This window comes from Kocuria turfanensis, from assembly GCF_001580365.1.
In the GTDB taxonomy this organism is placed as follows: domain Bacteria; phylum Actinomycetota; class Actinomycetes; order Actinomycetales; family Micrococcaceae; genus Kocuria; species Kocuria turfanensis.
The window spans coordinates 3,246,258-3,263,354 of record NZ_CP014480.1; the positions used below are offsets into that span (position 1 = coordinate 3,246,258).

At 75.6% G+C, this 17,097-nt stretch carries 15 protein-coding genes, 1 tRNA gene and 1 riboswitch; of the genes, 10 read left to right on the forward strand and 6 right to left on the reverse strand.

Features of this window, described 5'->3' with window-relative positions:
• Window positions 1–13: 13 nt before the first annotated feature.
• From AYX06_RS14900 to AYX06_RS14910, 3 genes are read right to left on the reverse strand one after another with little or no spacing between them, the layout of a single operon-like run.
• The gene (locus AYX06_RS14900) at window positions 14–1,684 is read right to left on the reverse strand and encodes a DNA repair helicase XPB (protein ID WP_062736433.1); all 1,671 of its coding nucleotides are present in this window, start codon (window positions 1,682–1,684) and stop codon (window positions 14–16) included.
• A complete protein-coding gene (locus AYX06_RS14905) occupies window positions 1,684–3,762 on the reverse strand; it encodes a helicase-associated domain-containing protein (protein ID WP_062736434.1) in 2,079 nt (692 codons plus the stop codon). The genes AYX06_RS14900 and AYX06_RS14905 overlap by 1 nt, the downstream gene beginning before the upstream one ends.
• A 3-nt stretch (window positions 3,763–3,765) precedes the next feature.
• Window positions 3,766–4,023, reverse strand: a complete 258-nt coding sequence (locus tag AYX06_RS14910; protein WP_062736435.1) for a hypothetical protein — start codon at window positions 4,021–4,023, stop codon at window positions 3,766–3,768.
• Between the two features lie 155 nt (window positions 4,024–4,178).
• On the opposite strand from AYX06_RS14910, the gene AYX06_RS14915 reads away from it, so the two are divergent.
• The 3 genes from AYX06_RS14915 to AYX06_RS14925 all read left to right on the forward strand — a co-directional run bounded on the left by AYX06_RS14915 (window position 4,179) and on the right by AYX06_RS14925 (window position 6,464).
• Window positions 4,179–4,562: a cold-shock protein gene (locus AYX06_RS14915; RefSeq protein WP_062736436.1), complete on the forward strand. Its 384-nt coding sequence runs from the start codon at window positions 4,179–4,181 to the stop codon at window positions 4,560–4,562.
• Between the two features lie 64 nt (window positions 4,563–4,626).
• Window positions 4,627–5,175 (forward strand): DUF3027 domain-containing protein, encoded by a 549-nt coding sequence (locus AYX06_RS14920; protein WP_062736437.1) that lies wholly within the window; start codon window positions 4,627–4,629, stop codon window positions 5,173–5,175.
• A 53-nt stretch (window positions 5,176–5,228) separates the two neighbouring features.
• Window positions 5,229–6,464 (forward strand): MFS transporter, encoded by a 1,236-nt coding sequence (locus AYX06_RS14925; protein ID WP_062736438.1) that lies wholly within the window; start codon window positions 5,229–5,231, stop codon window positions 6,462–6,464.
• Here the strand turns inward: AYX06_RS14925 and serC are convergent.
• Window positions 6,461–7,618 (reverse strand): phosphoserine transaminase, encoded by a 1,158-nt coding sequence (gene serC / locus AYX06_RS14930; RefSeq protein ID WP_062737113.1) that lies wholly within the window; start codon window positions 7,616–7,618, stop codon window positions 6,461–6,463. The genes AYX06_RS14925 and serC overlap by 4 nt on opposite strands.
• A gap of 207 nt (window positions 7,619–7,825) precedes the next feature.
• Here serC and AYX06_RS14935 point away from each other — a divergent pair, with 207 nt between their 5' ends.
• From AYX06_RS14935 to AYX06_RS14950, 4 genes are all read left to right on the forward strand, one after another.
• The gene (locus AYX06_RS14935) at window positions 7,826–8,515 is read left to right on the forward strand and encodes a metal-dependent transcriptional regulator (protein ID WP_062736439.1); all 690 of its coding nucleotides are present in this window, start codon (window positions 7,826–7,828) and stop codon (window positions 8,513–8,515) included.
• Window positions 8,516–8,853: 338 nt separating this feature from the next.
• Window positions 8,854–9,043, forward strand: a riboswitch (cyclic di-AMP (ydaO/yuaA leader).
• Window positions 9,044–9,048: 5 nt separating this feature from the next.
• Window positions 9,049–9,714, forward strand: coding sequence for a C40 family peptidase (locus tag AYX06_RS14940; RefSeq protein ID WP_062736440.1), 666 nt, complete (start codon window positions 9,049–9,051; stop codon window positions 9,712–9,714).
• Window positions 9,715–10,017: 303 nt separating this feature from the next.
• On the forward strand, window positions 10,018–10,971 hold the full coding sequence (locus AYX06_RS14945) for a C40 family peptidase (RefSeq protein WP_062736441.1): 954 nt from the start codon (window positions 10,018–10,020) through the stop codon (window positions 10,969–10,971).
• A 213-nt stretch (window positions 10,972–11,184) separates the two neighbouring features.
• Window positions 11,185–11,451 (forward strand): hypothetical protein, encoded by a 267-nt coding sequence (locus AYX06_RS14950; protein ID WP_062736442.1) that lies wholly within the window; start codon window positions 11,185–11,187, stop codon window positions 11,449–11,451.
• On the opposite strand, the gene AYX06_RS20890 is transcribed toward AYX06_RS14950, so the two are convergent.
• Window positions 11,369–12,751 carry a DUF4031 domain-containing protein gene (locus tag AYX06_RS20890; RefSeq protein ID WP_084271651.1) on the reverse strand — a complete coding sequence of 461 codons (1,383 nt, stop codon included), beginning with the start codon at window positions 12,749–12,751 and terminating at the stop codon, window positions 11,369–11,371. The two genes, AYX06_RS14950 and AYX06_RS20890, sit on opposite strands and share 83 nt — an antisense overlap.
• A gap of 64 nt (window positions 12,752–12,815) precedes the next feature.
• On the opposite strand from AYX06_RS20890, the gene AYX06_RS14960 reads away from it, so the two are divergent.
• A tRNA-Arg gene (locus AYX06_RS14960) sits at window positions 12,816–12,891 on the forward strand.
• Window positions 12,892–12,946: 55 nt separating this feature from the next.
• Here the strand turns inward: AYX06_RS14960 and AYX06_RS14965 are convergent.
• Window positions 12,947–13,618, reverse strand: a complete 672-nt coding sequence (locus AYX06_RS14965; protein ID WP_232319321.1) for a hypothetical protein — start codon at window positions 13,616–13,618, stop codon at window positions 12,947–12,949.
• 172 nt (window positions 13,619–13,790) lie between these two features.
• On the opposite strand from AYX06_RS14965, the gene AYX06_RS14970 reads away from it, so the two are divergent.
• On the forward strand, window positions 13,791–14,519 hold the full coding sequence (locus tag AYX06_RS14970; RefSeq protein ID WP_232319322.1) for an NHL repeat-containing protein: 729 nt from the start codon (window positions 13,791–13,793) through the stop codon (window positions 14,517–14,519).
• A 55-nt stretch (window positions 14,520–14,574) separates the two neighbouring features.
• Complete coding sequence (gene pcrA, locus AYX06_RS14975; RefSeq protein ID WP_062736444.1) at window positions 14,575–17,046, forward strand: DNA helicase PcrA; 2,472 nt, start codon at window positions 14,575–14,577, stop codon at window positions 17,044–17,046.
• The last annotated feature ends 51 nt before the right edge of the window (window positions 17,047–17,097 follow it).

Genomic DNA, 17,097 nt, shown 5'->3' on the forward strand with positions numbered 1-17,097 from the left:
ACGCAGTGCGCTGTTACCCGGGGAGTTCGCCGGAGGCGGCGAGGTCGGCGGCGTCGAGGATCCGGTAGGCGTAGCCCTGCTCGGCGAGGAACCGGCGGCGCTTGGCGGCGTAGTCGGCGTCCACGGTGTCCCGGGCCACCACCGTGTAGAAGGTGGCCGGGCGGCCGTCCCGCTTGGGCCGCAGCAGCCGCCCCAGGCGCTGGGCCTCCTCCTGACGCGAGCCGAAGGCGCCCGAGACCTGCACCGCCACGGAGGCCTCCGGCAGGTCCACCGAGAAGTTCGCGACCTTGGAGACCACCAGCACCGGCAGCTCCCCGGCCCGGAAGGCGGCGAAGAGCCGCTCCCGCCGGGCCGTGCTCGTGCTGCCCTTGAGCACCGGGGCGTCGAGCAGCGCGCCCAGCTCGTCGAGCTGGTCCAGGAACTGCCCGATCACCAGCACCGGCTCCCCGCGGTGGCGGGCCACCAGGCGGGCCGCGACGTCGAGCTTGTGCGGGGAGGAGGAGGCGAGGCGGTGCCGGTCGGCGTCCTCCGCGGAGGCGTAGGCCATCCGGTCCCCGACGGGCAGCTCCACCCGCACCTCGACGCAGTCCGCCGGGGCGATGTGCCCCTGGGCCTCGATCTCCCGCCACGGGGCGTCGTAGCGCTTCGGGCCGATGAGCGAGAACACCTCCCCCTCCCGGTGGTCCTCGCGCACCAGGGTCGCGGTCAGCCCCAGCCGGCGCCGGGCCTGCAGCTCGGCGGTCATCCGGAAGACGGGGGCGGGCAGCAGGTGCACCTCGTCGTAGACGATCAGCCCCCAGTCGTGGCCGTCGAGCAGCTCCAGGTGCGGATGGATCCCGCCGCGGCGGGCCGTGAGCACCTGGTAGGTGGCGATGGTGACGGGACGGACCTCCTTGAGCGCCCCGGAGTACTCGCCGATCTCGTCCGCCGTCAGGGAGGTGCGGCGCAGCAGCTCGGCCTTCCACTGCCGGGCGGAGACCGTGTTCGTGACCAGCACGAGCGTGGTCGTCGAGCTCGCCGCCATCGCCGCGGCGCCCACCAGCGTCTTGCCGGCGCCGCACGGGAGGACGACGACGCCGCTGCCGCCGGCCCAGAAGTTCTCCACGGCCCGGCGCTGGTAGGGCCGCAGCGCCCAGGCCTCGCCGGAGACGGGGTCCGTCTCCGTCAGGGAGATGGGGTGCGGGGTGCCGTCCACGTACCCGGCCCGGTCCTCGGCCGGCCAGCCCACGGTCAGCAGCAGCTGCTTGAGCTCGCCCCGGGCGCTGGCGTGCACCACGGCGGTCTCCCCGTCGATCCGCGGGCCCAGCAGCGGGGCGATCTTCCGGTGCCGGGCGATCTCCTCCAGGACGGGGGCGTCGTGGCAGCGCAGCACGAGCCCGTGCACGGGGTCCTTCTCCAGCACGAGCCGGCCGTAGCGGGACATCGTCTCGTCGATGTCCACGAGCAGGGCGTGGGGCACGGGAAAGCGGGAGCGGGTCAGCAGGACGTCCAGCACCTGCTCGGCGTCCAGGCCGGCGGCCCGGGCGTTCCACAGCCCCAGCGGGGTGATCCGGTAGGTGTGCACGTGCTCGGGGGCGCGCTCGAGCTCCGCGAAGGCGGCGAGCTCGCGGCGGGCCTCGTCGGCGTCCTCGTGGTCGAGCTCGAGCAGCACGGTGCGGTCGCTCTGGACGATCAGGGGTCCCATCAGCGCTCTCCTCCAGGATCGGTGCGGTCGGTGCGGTCGGGCGGGGGCGGGACGTCGTCCGCGCCGGTGAGGCGGGCCAGCAGGTCCTCGACCTCCTCGGCCGACGGCGCCGGGTGGCGCGGGGCGGGCACCTGCGGCAGCAGGGCCGGTCCGGCGGCCGGCGACGGTCCCGGCCGGGCGGCCTCCACCGCCGGTTCCGTGCCCGTGGCCCGCACGGCGGCGACGAGCTGCTCGAGGGTGCCCTCGCGCGCCGGCCCGGCCCGGCGCCGGCCGGGGCCCGGCTCGTCCCCGGTGACCACCAGCACCCCCGGGGCGGGCCGGTGCAGCGGGCGCCCGGCCAGGCGCGGGGAGCGGGCGAGGGCCTCGAGGAGGTCCTCCTCGCCCGTGAGCACCCAGTCGGCGCGGGTGATCCGGACCCGGCCGTGGTCCCGGCCGGCCTCCTCGACCAGGTAGGCCAGGGCCTGGGGCACCGGGCCGCGGCTGTGCTCGGCCAGCCACGCCAGGATGCTCGCCGGGTCCCACCCGGCGTCCAGGGCCCGGTGCAGGGAGCGCTCGGTGAAGCGGTGCCGGGCCGCCGGGCCGTGGCCCTCCTCGTCCGCGAGCTCGCCCAGGGCACGGGCCACGGGCGGGGCGAGGTAGCCGGTGGCCGTGGCGGTGAGGTCGCCCTGCAGCAGCACCGTCCGCGAGGGGGCGGGCAGCCAGCCGGCCACCGCCCGGGCGGCCTCCTCGGCCCGGCCCGCGGCGACCGCACGCCCGGCCGCGGTGAGGGCGTCGGCGCCCACGAGGCCGAGCTCGGCCGCCTCCGTGAGCATGCCGGGTCCCCACCGGTCCAGGGAGCGGGTCAGGCGCGGGCGCTGCCACCGGGCGAGCGCCAGGACGTCCTCGGGGCCGTGCCCGCCCGGCGCGGACTCGGCGAGGGCGGCGTGGGCCCGCAGCAGCGCCCGGCGCACCGGCGGGGCCTCCGGGGTGTGCGCCCCGCGGGTGAGGACCCCCACGACCGTGCCGTCGGCCAGGGGCAGGCCGACCGCGGAGGGCACGACGTCGGCGGCCAGCCACGAGCTCACGACGTGCAGCCACTGCTCGGGGCGCTCGGCGTCCTCGAAGGGCGCCGGGGCGGGCCGCCACGCGGAGGTGTCCGGATCGAGCACCACGAGCCCGGCGAGCTCGGCCAGGCCCAGGAGGCGCACGAGCTCGGCGTGCTCCAGGGCCAGGGCGGTGCGCAGGCGGCGCAGCTCGCGCACGCCGATCCCCCCGGCGCGCAGGGTGGTCAGGGGACGCTCGCGCAGCTCGGCGCGCAGCGCGGCCAGCCGGCGCAGCAGCTGCTCGACGGCCGCCGCGGCGGCGTTGTCCCGCAGCCGGTCGGGCACCCGCGTGCCCGGGGGCAGGGGCGCCCGCTGCGGGGACCGGGCCCAGGGGTCGCCCCCGCGCAGGGCGAGGCCGAACTCCCGGGGCAGCTCGACGTGGCGGGAGTCCACGGGGAGCAGGACGCCGCGGGCCAGGAGCCAGTCCACGGGCCGGGCGGCGGCGTCGACCTCCGGGTCCGGGCGGCGCAGCGCGTCCGGGAGCAGGCCCACCGGGCGGGAGCGGAACCGCTCGAGCACCTCCCGCACCGGCGCGGGCCAGCGCCCGATCTCCCCGGGAACCTCGGGGGCCGCGGGGGCCGCCGGCTCGCCGCCGCGCAGGCGTGCGGCCCGGGCCGCCAGCACCCGGTGCGGCCGGCCCAGCCCGGCGGGGTAGCGGCCCAGGGCCTCCGCCACCCCGGGCACGAGCCGCAGCGCGTCCCCGTCCCGGTGGACCAGGGCCAGCCGGTGCAGCCGGTCCCACGGCGGGGCGGCCAGCAGCGGGCCGGCGGGACCGTCCGGGGCGCCGAGCACCACGGCCCGCTCGAGGGCGTCCAGCTCCGGCCGGGAGAGCTCGTCGAGGGCCCGGCTCAGCCCGGCCCGGGAGAGCAGGGCCTCGGCGAGCTCGGCGGTCGTCGTCGTCCCGGGGCGCACGGCGTCGGGCCGCGCGTCGAGCAGCGCGGCCAGCTCACCGGGGGAGCGGGCCGCGAGGTCCCGGAGCAGTCCGTCCGGGGCCACGGGTCAGGCCCGGCGCCGGCGCAGCACGGAGCGCACCAGGGTGGCGCAGAAGAGCAGGAAGGCCACGGGCAGCACGAACCACGGGATCACCGTCAGCCCGTCCCACGGGTCCGCGCCGACGGCCTTGAGCACCAGCAGCAGCGCCAGGCACACCGCGCAGACCAGGCCCAGCACGACCGCGGCGGCGCCGAGGACGTCGACCCCGGGGCGGGGGGCGGGGCGGTCCTCGGGCGTGGCGGCGCGGTCGTCGTGGGAAGGCATGGGTCCAGAATAGCGAGCCGGGGACCCCGCCGTGACCGCGTCCGCGGGCGTCCCGGCGCCTGCAGCAGGGCTAGAATGGGAGGTTCCACAGGGGGGGCCCGGCAGCACGGACGGCGGGGCCGCCCTTCCACGAGGACGACGACGAGGGAGACAGCGTGCCCACCGGCAAGGTGAAGTGGTTCGATTCCAAGAAGGGCTTCGGCTTCCTGGCGACCGACGACGGCCAGGAGGTGTTCCTGCCCTCCTCGGCCCTGCCCTCCGGCGCCACCACGGTGAAGCCGGGGACGCGCATGGAGTTCGGGGTGGCCCAGGGGCGGCGCGGCGCGCAGGCGCTGTCCGCGCGCATCCTGGACCGGGCTCCGTCGATCGCCAAGAACGTCCGCAAACCGGCCGAGGAGATGGCGGTCATCACCGAGGACCTCATCAAGCTCCTGGACGAGATGTCCAACGGGCTGCACCGCGGCCGCTACCCGGACTCCGCGCACGGCCGCAAGATCGCCGCCATCCTGCGCACCGTGGCCGACAACCTGGACGTCTGAGCCGACCGGCCCGGGCCCCCGGCCCGGGCACCCCACCCAGCACTCACCACGAGGGAGACCAGCAGTGACCGAGGAGACCGTCCAGGACGCGCCCGCCGAGGCGGCCCCCGAGCCTCCTGCCCGCCCGGCGCGACCGGCCCGCCGCCGGGCCCCCAAGCAGGACGCCCTGCTGATCGCCGACGTCGCCACCGCCCGTGCCGGCGTGGAGCAGATCGCGGAGCCCTCGCAGATCGGCCCCGGGCACCGCGTGCGGGTCGAGGAGGACCGGCTGGTCGTCCACCTCTTCGAGTGCGCCCTGCCCGGCTACCGCGGCTGGAACTGGTTCGCGAGCCTCGCCCGGGCGCCGCGCAGCAAGACGGCGACCGTCTGCGAGGTCGGCCTGCTGCCCGGGGAGGACGCCCTGCTGGCCCCCGAGTGGGTGCCCTGGTCCGAGCGCGTGAGCCCCGAGGAGAAGGCCCAGGAGGAGCAGGAGCGCGCCGAGGAGGACGCCGCGGCGGCGCCCGCCGACCCGGCCCCCGGGACCGCCGCCGAGGAGCCGGCCGCGGGCGGCGACGGGTCCGGGTCCGGCCCGCAGGACGGGACCGGGCCGTCGCCGGACGGCGAACGGCCCTGAGCGCCCCGCGGGGCGGCGTCGCGGCCGCGGGCGCACCCGATCCCGCCCGGGGCATGTTCCGGTCCTTCCGCTTCCGCAACTACCGCGTCTGGTTCCTGGGCGCGCTGGTGTCCAACATCGGCACGTGGATGCAGCGCACCGCCCAGTCCTGGCTGGTCTTCGACGAGCTCTCGGACCACGACGCCACCGCGATGGGCGTGGTGACCGCCCTGCAGTTCCTGCCCCAGCTCTTCCTGGCGCCCTGGGCGGGGGTGCTCGCCGACCGGCTGGACCGGCGCCGCCTGCTGCTGTGGACGCAGACGGCCATGGCCGCGCTCGCGGCGGGACTGGGCGCGGCCGTGCTGGCCGGGGTGGCGAGCCTGGGGCTCGTCTACGCCTTCGCCCTGGCCCTCGGCGTCGCGTCCACCCTGGACGCCCCCGTGCGCCAGACCTTCGTCTCCGAGATGGTCGACGACGACTACCTCTCCAACGCCGTGGCCCTGAACTCCACGTCGTTCAACGCCGCCCGGATGATCGGCCCCGCCGCCGCCGGCGTGCTCGTGGCCTCGATCGGGTCCGGGTGGGTGTTCCTGCTCAACACGCTCACCTTCGGCGCCATGCTCGCCGCGATCCTCGCCATCCGCTCCGAGGAGCTGCGCGGGATGCCGCGCTCCGGGCGGGGGCGCGGGCAGATCCGGGAGGGGCTCGCCTATGTCGGGGGCCGTCCCGACATCGTGGCGGTGCTGGTGACGATCTTCCTCATCGGCACCTTCGGGCTGAACTTCGCCGTGTTCCTGGCCGCCATGGCCGGCCCCGAGTTCGGCCGCGGACCGGAGACCTTCGGGGCGCTCAACTCGATCCTCGCGGTGGGCACGGTGGCGGGCGCCCTGCTCTCGGCCCGGCGGCGCAGCGCCCGGCTGCGCTACGTCTACGGCGGCAGCGCCGTCTTCGCGCTCAGCTGCCTCGGGGCGGCCACGGCGCCCACCCTGACGGTGTTCGCGCTGTGGCTGGTCCCGTGCGGGCTGTCCTCCCTGACGATCATGACCACCGCCAACGCCTACGTGCAGTCGACCACCTCCCCGGTGATGCGCGGCCGGGTGATGAGCCTGTACATGGCCATCTTCATGGGCGGCACCCCGGTGGGGGCGCCCGTGGTCGGGTGGATCACGGACGCCCTCGGGGCGCGGTGGGGCATGGGCGTGGCCGTGGCCGCCGGGCTCGGCGGGGCCCTGGTCGGCGCCCTCTTCTGGCTGCGGCTGCGCGCCCGGGGCCCCGCGGCCGGGGCGGCGCCCCCGGGGGGAGCCCCCTAGCGTCCGCCGCCCGGCGCGCGCAGCCGGTCCACGACGTGGTCCACGCAGGCCAGCAGCCGCGCCACGTCGTCGGGCTCGATCGAGACGAACGTGGCGATCCGCAGCTGGTTGCGCCCCAGCTTGCGGTAGGGCTCCACGTCCACCACGCCGTGGGCGCGCAGCACGGCGGCCACGGCGGCGGCGTCCACGGTCGAGTCGAAGTCCACCGTGGTGATCACCGTGGAGCGGTCCTGCGGGCGGGGCACGAAGGGGGCGGCGAAGGGGGAGGCCTCGGCCCAGGCGTAGACCAGGTCGGAGGACTCCTTCGTGCGGGCCGCCGCCCAGGCCATGCCGCCCCGGCCGTTGAGCCAGCGCAGCTGCTCGTCCAGCATCACCAGCGTGGCCAGCGCAGGGGTGTTGTAGGTCTGGTCCTTCCGCGAGTTCTCCAGGGCCGTGGTCAGCTTCAGGAAGTCGGGGACCCAGCGGCCGGAGGCGCCGATCCGCTCGATCCGCTCGATCGCGGCGGGGGAGAAGGCCCCCAGCCACAGCCCGCCGTCGGAGCCGAGGTTCTTCTGCGGGGAGAAGTAGTAGACGTCCGCCGCGGAGAGGTCCGCGGCCATGCCGCCCGCCGCCGAGGTGGCGTCGACCAGCACCAGCGCCTCGTCCGCGATGCCGGCGGGCCGCACCACGGGGGCGGCCACCCCGGTGGAGGTCTCGTTCTGGGGCCACGCGTAGACGTCCACGCCGTCCTCCGCCCGCGGCTCCGGCCGGGTGCCGGGCAGGGACTCCACCACCGAGGAGGCCTCCAGGAACGGCGCGGCGTCCGTGGCCTGGGCGAACTTGGCGCCGAACTCGCCGAACACCAGGTGCTGGGCCTTGGCCTCGACCAGCCCGAAGACGGCGGCGTCCCAGAAGGCGGTGGCCCCGCCGAGGCCGAGCAGGACCTCGTGGCCCTCGGGCAGACGGAGGAACTGCGCCAGGCCCTCGCGCACCGAGCCCACGAGCCGCCGGACCGGTGCCTGCCGGTGGGAGGTCCCGAGCAGCCCCGCCCCGGCCCGGGCGACGGCGTCGACCTGCTCCGGGCGGACCTTGGAGGGCCCGGCGCCGAACCGGCCGTCGGCGGGGAGCAGGTGCTGGGGGATGGTGACGTGTGCGGACAACGGGTGCTCCCTCATGACGGACGTGCGGCGGGCGGCGGACGCGGCGGCCGTGCAGGGGCGTGCACGGCCGGGCCCCGGCCCATTCTGCCCCACCCGGGCCCGGTCCCCGCCGCCGTGGCCCGGTCCCCGCCGCGGCAGGGGCACGCGGACTAAGCTCGTGCGGGAAGACCGGACCGGGCGGGATCCCCGGGGACGGACGGCCGGACGAAGGATGACTGAGGCATGAGCGATCTGATCGACACCACGGAGATGTACCTGCGGACCGTGCTCGAGCTCGAGGAGGAGGGCATCACGCCCATGCGGGCGCGCATCGTCGAGCGCCTCGACCACTCCGGGCCGACCGTCTCGCAGACGGTGTCCCGGATGGAGCGCGACGGGCTGCTGACGGTGGGAGCCGACCGCTCCCTGGTGCTCACCGAGCTGGGCCGGGAACGGGCGGTGCAGGTGATGCGCAAGCACCGTCTGGCGGAGCGGCTGCTGGCCGACGTCATCGGACTGGACCTGGCGCAGGTCCACGACGAGGCGTGCCGCTGGGAGCACGTGATGAGCGAGCAGGTCGAGCGGCGGCTGGTGGACCTGCTGCACAGCCCCCGCTACTCCCCGTACGGCACGCCGATCCCGGGCCTGGCCGCACTGGGCGTCGGGGACAGCCCCTCGGCGGCGGGGCACCCCTCCCTGCTGGAGGCCGCCCGCGCGGACCCGGAGGGGACGCACACCGTGGCGCTGCTGCCGGAGGTGGTGCAGGCCGACGCCGCGCTGCTGGGCGTGCTGAGCGACGTGGGCGTGCTGACCGGGGCCGTGGTCCGGGCCCGCGTGGAGGGTCAGCGGGTGCGGATCGAGGTCGCCGACACCGGCCGGTCCGCGGAGATCGACCTGCGCACGGCCGGGGCCATCCGGGTCCTCGCCGCCTGAGCGCCCGCCGGGCCGTGCCCGCGTCCGGGGCACGTCGCGGCGCCCGGCGCGAGACCCGACCATCATTGTGGGGACGTTCACAAGGCACTTTCGGCCAGTCCGGCCGGATCGGAGCCCGTCAGCGGTGAACGACCTGGTGAGCGGCCGGATCCGAGGCGTCCGGACCCTCGCTCCACCGTGCGCCGCCGCCACGCACTGATAGTCGGAAACGACACAATCCGCGGGTTTCCATACCCTTCGAGATGCAATTCCGTGATCCGTCGTGATCAAAACGTGACACTTCCGTAACCGGTCATGTATTGTTCAACGCGTGCTGATCACTGGTCGGATCGGCATCCTCGTGCACATCGCCGAATTCTGCCGGTGCCCGGGGCCGATGCACAGAAACTGCTTGGCAGAAGCGGGGGAACCATTTCCGGTCCCGGTGATCCGGGGCCTTGGGGTTAAGTCGCCGGAGCGCATGCGCTCCGCGGCCGGGTGTCTCCCACCCGAATCCGACAGCTCACCTCGTAGGCAAAGGGAGGAACACACCCATGGCTATTTTCAAGCAGAACACTGCCCGCCACCGCGCCGAGACCTCCTCGAACGCCGTGCGCAACACCACGATCGCCGCCGCAGCCGGCGCCGCGATCGTCGGCTCCATCGCCCCGGCCCAGGCCTACGCCGAGGTCCCCGCGGCCTCCGGCGCCGCCTACTCGGCCCCGGCCCCGGCCCCGGCCGCCGCCTCGCTGGCCTCCTACACCTACCAGGCCCCCGTCGCCGCGCAGCCCGCGGCCCCGGCCTACCAGGCCCCGGCCCCGCAGCCGGCGGTCTCCACCGCGAGCGTGGCCCCGCAGGCCAACGCCACGACCGAGATCCCCGCGGCCGCCGGCGGCATCGTGGGCGCCGCCCACCAGGGCATCGGCTCCGGCTACGTCTACGGCGGCACCGCCTTCGGCGCCTGGGACTGCTCCGGCTTCACCCAGTGGGTCTTCGCCCAGAACGGCATCGACCTGCCCCGCACCACGTGGGACCAGTTCGCCGCCGGCACCCCCGTGGCCAACCCGCAGCCCGGCGACCTCGTCTCCCAGAACGGTGGCGGCCACGTGGGCATCTACATCGGCGGCGGCAAGATGATCTCGGCGCTGAACCCGACGCAGGGCACCCAGATCCACTCCGTCAACGCCATGCAGCTCGACGGCTACTACCGGATCGGCTGATCCGGCTCGCCTCCCGCGGTGATCCCAGGGTCGCTGCGGGAGGCACCCGGTCCGTCCCGGACCGCCGCGACCCGCACTCCCGGGTCCGCCCCGCACCCCCCGTCTTCCCGGGCTCGGTGCGCCCCGTCCCCCCCCGGACACCCCCTCCTCCGTTCGCCCGCCGTGCGCGGCCCTCCGCATCCGGAGCGCCGCGCTGCCGGAGATCGCATCACCCCGCGCGCCCTCGTGCGGGGTGATCCGTGCTGTCACCGCAGTCTCCCGGCAGGTTCGCCCGGCCCTCCAGAAAGCCTGCTGAATCCCCCCATGACTCGTGATCTGAACTCCTCGACCGGCGTCGGCTCCCTCCTCACCGGCAGGGCCCGCACCGTGGCCGCCGTCGCCGCCTTCTCCGGCCTGGCGCTGGCCACCACCGTCTCCGCGCACGAGGCCCCGGCCCAGGAGGCCGCCGCCGACGCCCCGCTGTCCGCCGTGGCCGCCGCGACCCCGTCCGCCGCCCCCACCGTCTCCCTGGCGCCGGCCGCCCACGTGACGAAGGCCCAGAAGGCGTCCGAGAAGAAGGCCGAGAAGAAGGCGGAGCCCAAGGCCCGCGCGACGGTCGAGCAGAGGACCGGGACGCCGGCCGCCCAGGCCGCTCCCGTCCTGCAGGCTGCTCCCGCCGCGCCCTCCGTGGTGCAGGCCACCCCGGCGCCGAAGCCGGCCGCCCAGGCCGCTCCCGTCCTCCAGCCGGCTCCCGCCGCGCCCTCCGTGGTGCGGACCACCCCGGCGCCGAAGCCGGTGGCCGCACCGACGACTGCCCCGGCCCCGCAGCCGGCCGCTCCCGCCGTCCAGGCCGCCCCGAAGCCGGCCCCGGCGCCGAAGCCCGCACCGAAGCCCGCCGTGCAGGCGGCCCCGGCGGCCGAGCGCACCGTCACGCCGCAGAGCTCCGCCTCCGGCAAGGGCGCCACCATCTCCTCGGCCGCCCTGGGCCAGCTCGGCGTCGGCCAGGACTGCACCGCCCTGGTCACCAACGCCCTGCGCGCCGCCGGCATCAACCACCACGGCTGGCCGGCCTCCTACCTGAGCCTCGGCACGCAGGTCTCCGCGGGCCAGGCCCAGCCCGGCGACCTCGTCTACTACGCCGACGGCGGCATGGGCATGGCCCACATCGGCGTCTACATCGGCGGCGGCAAGGCCGTGCACGGCGGCTGGAACGGCGGCACCACGGTCGTCGACAGCGTCAACGTGGGCTCCGGCCCGGTCTACGTCCGCGTGCGCTGACCGCACGCGAGAGCATCGGTTCGGGTGCGCGGTCCCTGGTCGGCCAGACAGGTTCCGCGCACCCGCTGCTCGTCCGGGCGGCCATCGGCCGCCCGCCCGCCGTTCCGGTGGCACGCCGCCGGCCCACCGCTGCCGTGCCACGCCGCCGGCGGACCGCCCGGACGCCCCGGCCGGGGCCCGGCCCGAGCCTCCCGGCGCCGATAGACTGGACCCATGGCCACCGACTTCAGCCGCAACGCCCGCACGAGCCTGGACCGTGAGTACGCCTACATGGCCTACGGCATGATCGGCGGGGCCGTGCCCGGGATCGTGGTCGGCTTCGTGGTCGCCGCGTTCGTCGGCCACGCCGCCATGTGGCTGTCCGTCTTCGGCGGCATCGGCATCGTGCTGGGCCTGCTCACCGGGATCCTGCTCCACCGGCGCCACCGCGCCGCGGGCGAGCCGCACGAGCCCCAGGGGAGCCCAGCAGCGCGGGAATGACGTGCTCCCGGAGCAGCGGCGCCAGGTCTGCCGGCAGCGCGGCGGGCGAGACGTCGTCCAGCGGCTGCCAGCGCAGCTCCTCGATCTCCGCGCGGGCCTCCGGGCGCCCGGTGAGGGGCGCGGTGAACACCGTGGAGCGCACCCACGTGGCGGCCTCGTTCGCGGCGGGGGCCTCGAACTCTCCCAGCAGGCGGAGCTGCCCGGGGTCCAGCACCAGCCCGACCTCCTCGGCCGTCTCCCGCACGGCCGCCTCGGCGGGGGACTCGCCCGGGTCGAGCTTGCCGCCCACCAGCATGAAGCGGTCCGTGCCCCGCTTGCGCACCGTGAGCAGCGCGCCGTCGTCGTCGCGCAGGCACACCGCCGTGATCGTGAGGACCTCCACGTCGGCGGGGGAGCCCCGGCCCGCGGCGGTGCGCAGCTGCTCGATCTCGCCCTCCAGGTTCCGGGCGGCGCGCGCTCCCCAGCGCCGCTGCGCGGCCGGCGTGCGGTAGACCGGCTGCCGGCGCCAGAGTCCCTCGAGCACCCGAAGCCGCCCGGCGGCGAAGTCGGCGTCGGGCACGTGCGCGTACTCCCGGCGCACGGCGGCGGCGTAGGCCGCGTACGCGTCCGGCGCCGACCCCAGCACGGCGAGGTCCGCGTCCAGCAGGAGCGCCCCGGGCAGGTCCCCGGGGGCGGCCGCGTGGTCGAGGGTGAGCAGGACCAGGCGCTGGACCTCGGCGACCACGTCCGGGGCCAGACCGGCCGCGGTCAGGCGCTCCCGGGCCAGCTCGGCGGAGTCCCGCTCGTCCTGCCCGGGCCTGCCGGCGTAGACGGCGTCGTGGAACCACGCGCCCAGCAGGAGGGCGTCGTGCTGCTCCCGGTCCAGCCCGGCCCCGGCGACCAGCTCCTCGAGGGCCTCGAGGACGGCCAGCAGGTGCGAGCGGCCGTGGTAGTGCCGGTGGGGCTCCCCCCACCGCTCGACGAGCTCCGCGCCGATCCGCGGCAGGCCGGGGAACCGGCCGTCCCACCGCCGGCGCAGCACCCGGCCGATCCGCTCCGGGCGCGCCCGGGCGGGCACGCGCAGACCGCTGCGCAGCAGCACCCGCGTGAGCTCACGGCCCTCGACCGGCCGGGCGCCCGCGGCCACCGCCGCGTCGTAGAGGCTTCCCCGCACGTCGTAGTGGTCCCGGTCGAACGCCCGCCGGGGCACGCCCAGCCGGTGCGCGAAGGCGTGCAGCTCCTCGTAGGAGGAGTCGGAGACCAGGTGCGAGAAGTGCGTCCCGTGGGCGGGCCACAGCGGCGGATCGATGTAGACGGGCATGCGACCGATCCTAGACGCGCACGGTTCGCGGGGTTCCCGGGCAGCACCTAGACTGTTCGGCGTCGCCCTCGTAGCTCAGGGGATAGAGCACGGCTCTCCTAAAGCCGGTGTCGTTGGTTCGAATCCAATCGGGGGCACCACCGGAACGCCCCGGACCGCACGGTCCGGGGCGTTCGGCTGCCCGGGGCCTGCCGCTCAGCGCGGCGGGTCCGCGGGGCGCTCCGGGTCGCCGGCCGGAGGCCGCGGCGCCCGGCGCCGCAGCGCCTCCACGGCCACCGCCACGGTGACCGCCAGCAGCAGCACCAGCAGCACCCAGCGCGCCACCACCAGGGCTGACGCCGTGGCCACGGCCGAGGCGTCGCCGGGGTCCGCGAGCGCGGCGTCGATCGCCGCGTTGCCCGCCAGGGAGACGGCCGCGAAGCCCAGCACGACCGCCGAGCGCAGCCACCGGCGAGCGCGCGAGGCCGTGTGGAGGGCGACGAGGAGCAGCCACGCCAGGCCCACGAAGAGCGGGGCCAGCAGCCCGGAGGAGCGGTGGACGGCCTCGTACTGGGCCCGTCCCTCGTCGCCGAGGGCGGCGGCGAGCCGTTGGGCGTGGGCCTGGTCGAACCCGCCGGGCATCCACTCGGGCAGGAGCAGGCCGTCCGCGACGGCCGCGCCGAACTGGGGGAGCACCCAGGCGTGCACGTACAGCCACAGCAGGGCGGAGACGCCCAGGGCCACCCCGACCACTAGCCCGGAGCTCGACCGGGCGGGCTCCGGGCGCAGCTCGCCGGGCCGCGCCTCGTGCAGCCGCGCCCCCCGCGGCGGTGCCGGAGCCGCCGCGCTGCCGTGCTTGCGTGCCTTCTGCGCCCGTGTCAGTCCCATGCCCCCATTATCCGGCCGGTGGCCGGGCGGGCGGTCCGGCTGTGCGTCCACCGCGGGGCGCCCGACCCAGGAGTAGGCTGGGGCCACCCGCACCGGTCCTCGTGACCCGCGGGAGAACGGTCCGGCCGACGACGACCGGGCGCGCGACGAGGACGACACGGAGGTGCCGGTCATGGAACTGTCCATCGGACTCCCGGACGGCCTGCTCATGCGGCTGACCGAGGGCAATGCGCTGAGGCTGTTCGAGAAGGACCACGAGACGGTGCGCCGCACGGTGGACTGCTCCGTGCTCGGCGGCGCCCCCATCACGGACCTGGTGTGGTCGCACAAGCTCTCGGCCGTGATCGTGGCGGTGCCGTCGCTGCACCGGCTGTTCCGCTGGGACCCGTACACCGACGTGCTGTACGGGTTCGCGGGCACGGGGGAGCCCGGGCGGCGGGACGGGGAGGCGGGGCAGGCCACGTTCGCGGCCACCGTCTCGATCACCGAGGACGGCAACGGGACCCTCTGGTTCGTGGACCGCGACTCCTCCTCCCTGCGCTGCATCGAGATCGACACGGACAAGCCCGACGGCGACCCGCGGGTCTGCACCGTGGTGGGCCGGGCGGGGCCGGGCTTCGCCGACGGGCCGGCGGACGTCGCCCAGCTGGACCACCCCGAGGACCTGCAGATCCTCTACGACGGGTCCATCGTGATCGCCGACACCGGCAACGACGCGATCCGCCACCTGGACCTGGCGGACCGGGAGCTGGACACCGTCTACGGCGGCGCCGAGGCCGGGGCCGCGGAGTTCGACGACGAGATCCGGCTGCAGCGGCCCGTCCGGGTGACCGTGGCCGACTCGGAGCTGTGGGTCGACGACGACAACGGGCGGCACCGGCTGGAGCTGCACTTCGTCTGAGCCCGGTCCCCACCCCGGCCCGGCTGTCACCGGCCCTCGGTAGACTGGGACGACGATGGACTACCTCTTCGACAACCCGCTCCTGCCCTCCTCCTCCGTGGCGCGCCCCGCCGCGAGCGCCGCCCCGCGCCGCGGCGCCGTTCCCGCGGAGGCCCTCGTGGAGGGCCTCAACGAACCGCAGCGGGCCGCCGTGGAGCACGCCGGCTCGCCGCTGCTGATCGTCGCCGGCGCGGGCTCCGGCAAGACCCGGGTGCTGACCCACCGGATCGCCCACCTGCTGGCCACCGGCCGGGCCCACCAGGGCGAGATCCTGGCGATCACCTTCACCAACAAGGCCGCCGCCGAGATGCGCGAGCGCGTCGTCGAGCTGGTGGGGGAGTCGGCGAAGTCGATGTCGATCTCCACGTTCCACTCGTTCTGCGTGCGGGTGCTGCGGCGGGAGGCCGCCAGCGTGGGCCTGAAGTCGACCTTCTCGATCTACGACTCCGCCGACTCGCTGCGGCTGATCACCCTCGTGGCCAAGCAGCACGACCTCGACCCGAAGCGCTTCGCGCCCAAGAGCATCCAGCACCGGATCTCCGCGCTGAAGAACGAGCTCGTCGACGACGAGACCTACCTCTCCCGCGTCTCGGAGACCGACCCCTTCGAGAGCGCGGTGGCCCAGGTCTACCGCGGCTACACCGAGCGGCTGCGCGCGGCCAACGCGATGGACTTCGACGACCTCATCGGCCAGACCGTGCACATGCTCCGGGCCTTCCCCCAGGTCGCCGAGTACTACCGGCGCCGGTACCGGCACGTGCTCATCGACGAGTACCAGGACACCAACCACGCCCAGTACGCCCTGGTCCGGGAGCTCGTCGGCACGGGCGCCGGCGCCGATCCCGGTCCCGGGGCGAACCCCGTGCCGCCGGCGGAGCTGACCGTCGTGGGCGACTCCGACCAGTCGATCTACGCGTTCCGCGGGGCCGACATCCGCAACATCGTCGACTTCGAGAAGGACTACCCGCAGGCGCGCACCATCCTGCTGGAGCAGAACTACCGGTCCACGCAGAACATCCTCACCGCCGCGAACGCGGTGATCGCCAAGAACAAGGCCCGCCGGGACAAGCGGCTGTGGACCGCCTCCGGCGACGGGGCGAAGATCACCGGCTACGCCGCGGAGAACGAGCACGAGGAGGCCCGGTTCATCGCCGAGGAGATCGACCGCCTCCAGGACGAGGACGGCTACCGTCCCGGTGACGTCGCCGTCTTCTACCGCACCAACGCCCAGTCCCGCTCCCTCGAGGAGATCCTCATGCGCGTGGGCCTGCCGTACAAGGTGGTGGGCGGCACCCGGTTCTACGAGCGCAAGGAGATCAAGGACGCCCTGTCCTACCTGCGCTCGATCGTGAACCCGGACGACGACATCAACGTCCGCCGCATCGTGAACGAGCCCAAGCGCGGCATCGGCGACCGCGCCGAGGGGGCCGCGGCCGCGCTCGCCGAGCGGGAGCGGATCTCGTTCATGGACGCCCTGCGCCGCGCCGACGAGGCCCCCGGGATGGCCACCCGCTCGCTGAACGCGGTCAGGGCGTTCGTCCAGCTGATGGACGACCTCGCCTCGGTCGCGGAGGCCTCGGGGGCCGCCACCGTGCTCGAGGCGGTGCTCGAGCAGTCCGGCTACCTCGCCGCGCTGCGCGGGTCCTCCGACCCGCAGGACGAGTCCCGCGTGGAGAACCTCGCCGAGCTCGTGGCCGTGGTGCGGGAGTTCGAGCGGGACAACCCCGACGCCGGGCTGCCCGAGTTCCTCGAGCACGTCTCCCTCGTGGCCGACGCGGACCAGATCCCCAACCGGCCCGCGGGGTCCTCCGAGGACGGGCCCAGCGCCGAGCAGATCGCGGCGGAGGTCGCCGAGGCCCGCGTCCAGGGCGTGGTCACCCTCATGACCCTGCACACCGCCAAGGGCCTCGAGTTCCCCGTGGTGTTCCTGACCGGCATGGAGCACGGGCTGTTCCCGCACCAGCGCTCCCTCACGGACGAGAAGGAGATGGAGGAGGAGCGGCGCCTCGCCTACGTGGGCCTGACCCGCGCCCGTGAGCGCCTCTACCTCACCCGCTCCGAGTTCCGCTCGATGTGGGGCCAGTCCCAGTACAACCCGGCCAGCCCCTTCCTCGACGAGATCCCGGCGGAGCTGCTGGAGTGGAAGCGGGAGGGGTCCTCGGCCCCGGCCTCCTGGGGCTCCTCGCTGCACGCCGGCGGCTCCGGGCAGCGGGACGCGATGCGCGGCTCGTACTGGGGCGCGGCGGCCTCCTCGAACGCCGCCTTCGAGCGGATGGCGCCGTCCCGGGCCGCCGCGGCGGGGCGGGTGCAGCCCAACAAGGAGATCCCGAGCCTGTCCGTCGGGGACACCGTGGACCACAAGGCCTTCGGCAAGGGGACCGTGGTGTCCGTCGAGGGGGCCGGGGACAAGACCGTGGCCAAGGTGCGCTTCGGCGGGGACGAGAAGCGGCTGCTGCTGCGCTATGCCCCCCTCACCAAGGTCGGCTGAACCAGCCGCCACAGGCCCACGGAGGCTCCCCGCGGCCCCGCAGCCGGCCGG

What these genes read in the sequence shown, in the direction of transcription:
- AYX06_RS14925 (WP_062736438.1), top strand. Translation starts at nt 5,229, where the DNA reads ATGTTCCGGTCCTTCCGCTTCCGCAACTACCGCGTCTGGTTCCTGGGC.
- AYX06_RS14965 (WP_232319321.1), bottom strand. Translation starts at nt 13,618, where the DNA reads ATGGGACTGACACGGGCGCAGAAGGCACGCAAGCACGGCAGCGCGGCG.
- AYX06_RS14945 (WP_062736441.1), top strand. Translation starts at nt 10,018, where the DNA reads ATGACTCGTGATCTGAACTCCTCGACCGGCGTCGGCTCCCTCCTCACC.
- AYX06_RS14900 (WP_062736433.1), bottom strand. Translation starts at nt 1,684, where the DNA reads ATGGGACCCCTGATCGTCCAGAGCGACCGCACCGTGCTGCTCGAGCTC.
- AYX06_RS14910 (WP_062736435.1), bottom strand. Translation starts at nt 4,023, where the DNA reads ATGCCTTCCCACGACGACCGCGCCGCCACGCCCGAGGACCGCCCCGCC.
- AYX06_RS14970 (WP_232319322.1), top strand. Translation starts at nt 13,791, where the DNA reads ATGGAACTGTCCATCGGACTCCCGGACGGCCTGCTCATGCGGCTGACC.
- AYX06_RS14950 (WP_062736442.1), top strand. Translation starts at nt 11,185, where the DNA reads ATGGCCACCGACTTCAGCCGCAACGCCCGCACGAGCCTGGACCGTGAG.
- AYX06_RS14935 (WP_062736439.1), top strand. Translation starts at nt 7,826, where the DNA reads ATGAGCGATCTGATCGACACCACGGAGATGTACCTGCGGACCGTGCTC.
- serC (WP_062737113.1), bottom strand. Translation starts at nt 7,618, where the DNA reads ATGAGGGAGCACCCGTTGTCCGCACACGTCACCATCCCCCAGCACCTG.
- pcrA (WP_062736444.1), top strand. Translation starts at nt 14,575, where the DNA reads ATGGACTACCTCTTCGACAACCCGCTCCTGCCCTCCTCCTCCGTGGCG.
- AYX06_RS14940 (WP_062736440.1), top strand. Translation starts at nt 9,049, where the DNA reads ATGGCTATTTTCAAGCAGAACACTGCCCGCCACCGCGCCGAGACCTCC.
- AYX06_RS20890 (WP_084271651.1), bottom strand. Translation starts at nt 12,751, where the DNA reads ATGCCCGTCTACATCGATCCGCCGCTGTGGCCCGCCCACGGGACGCAC.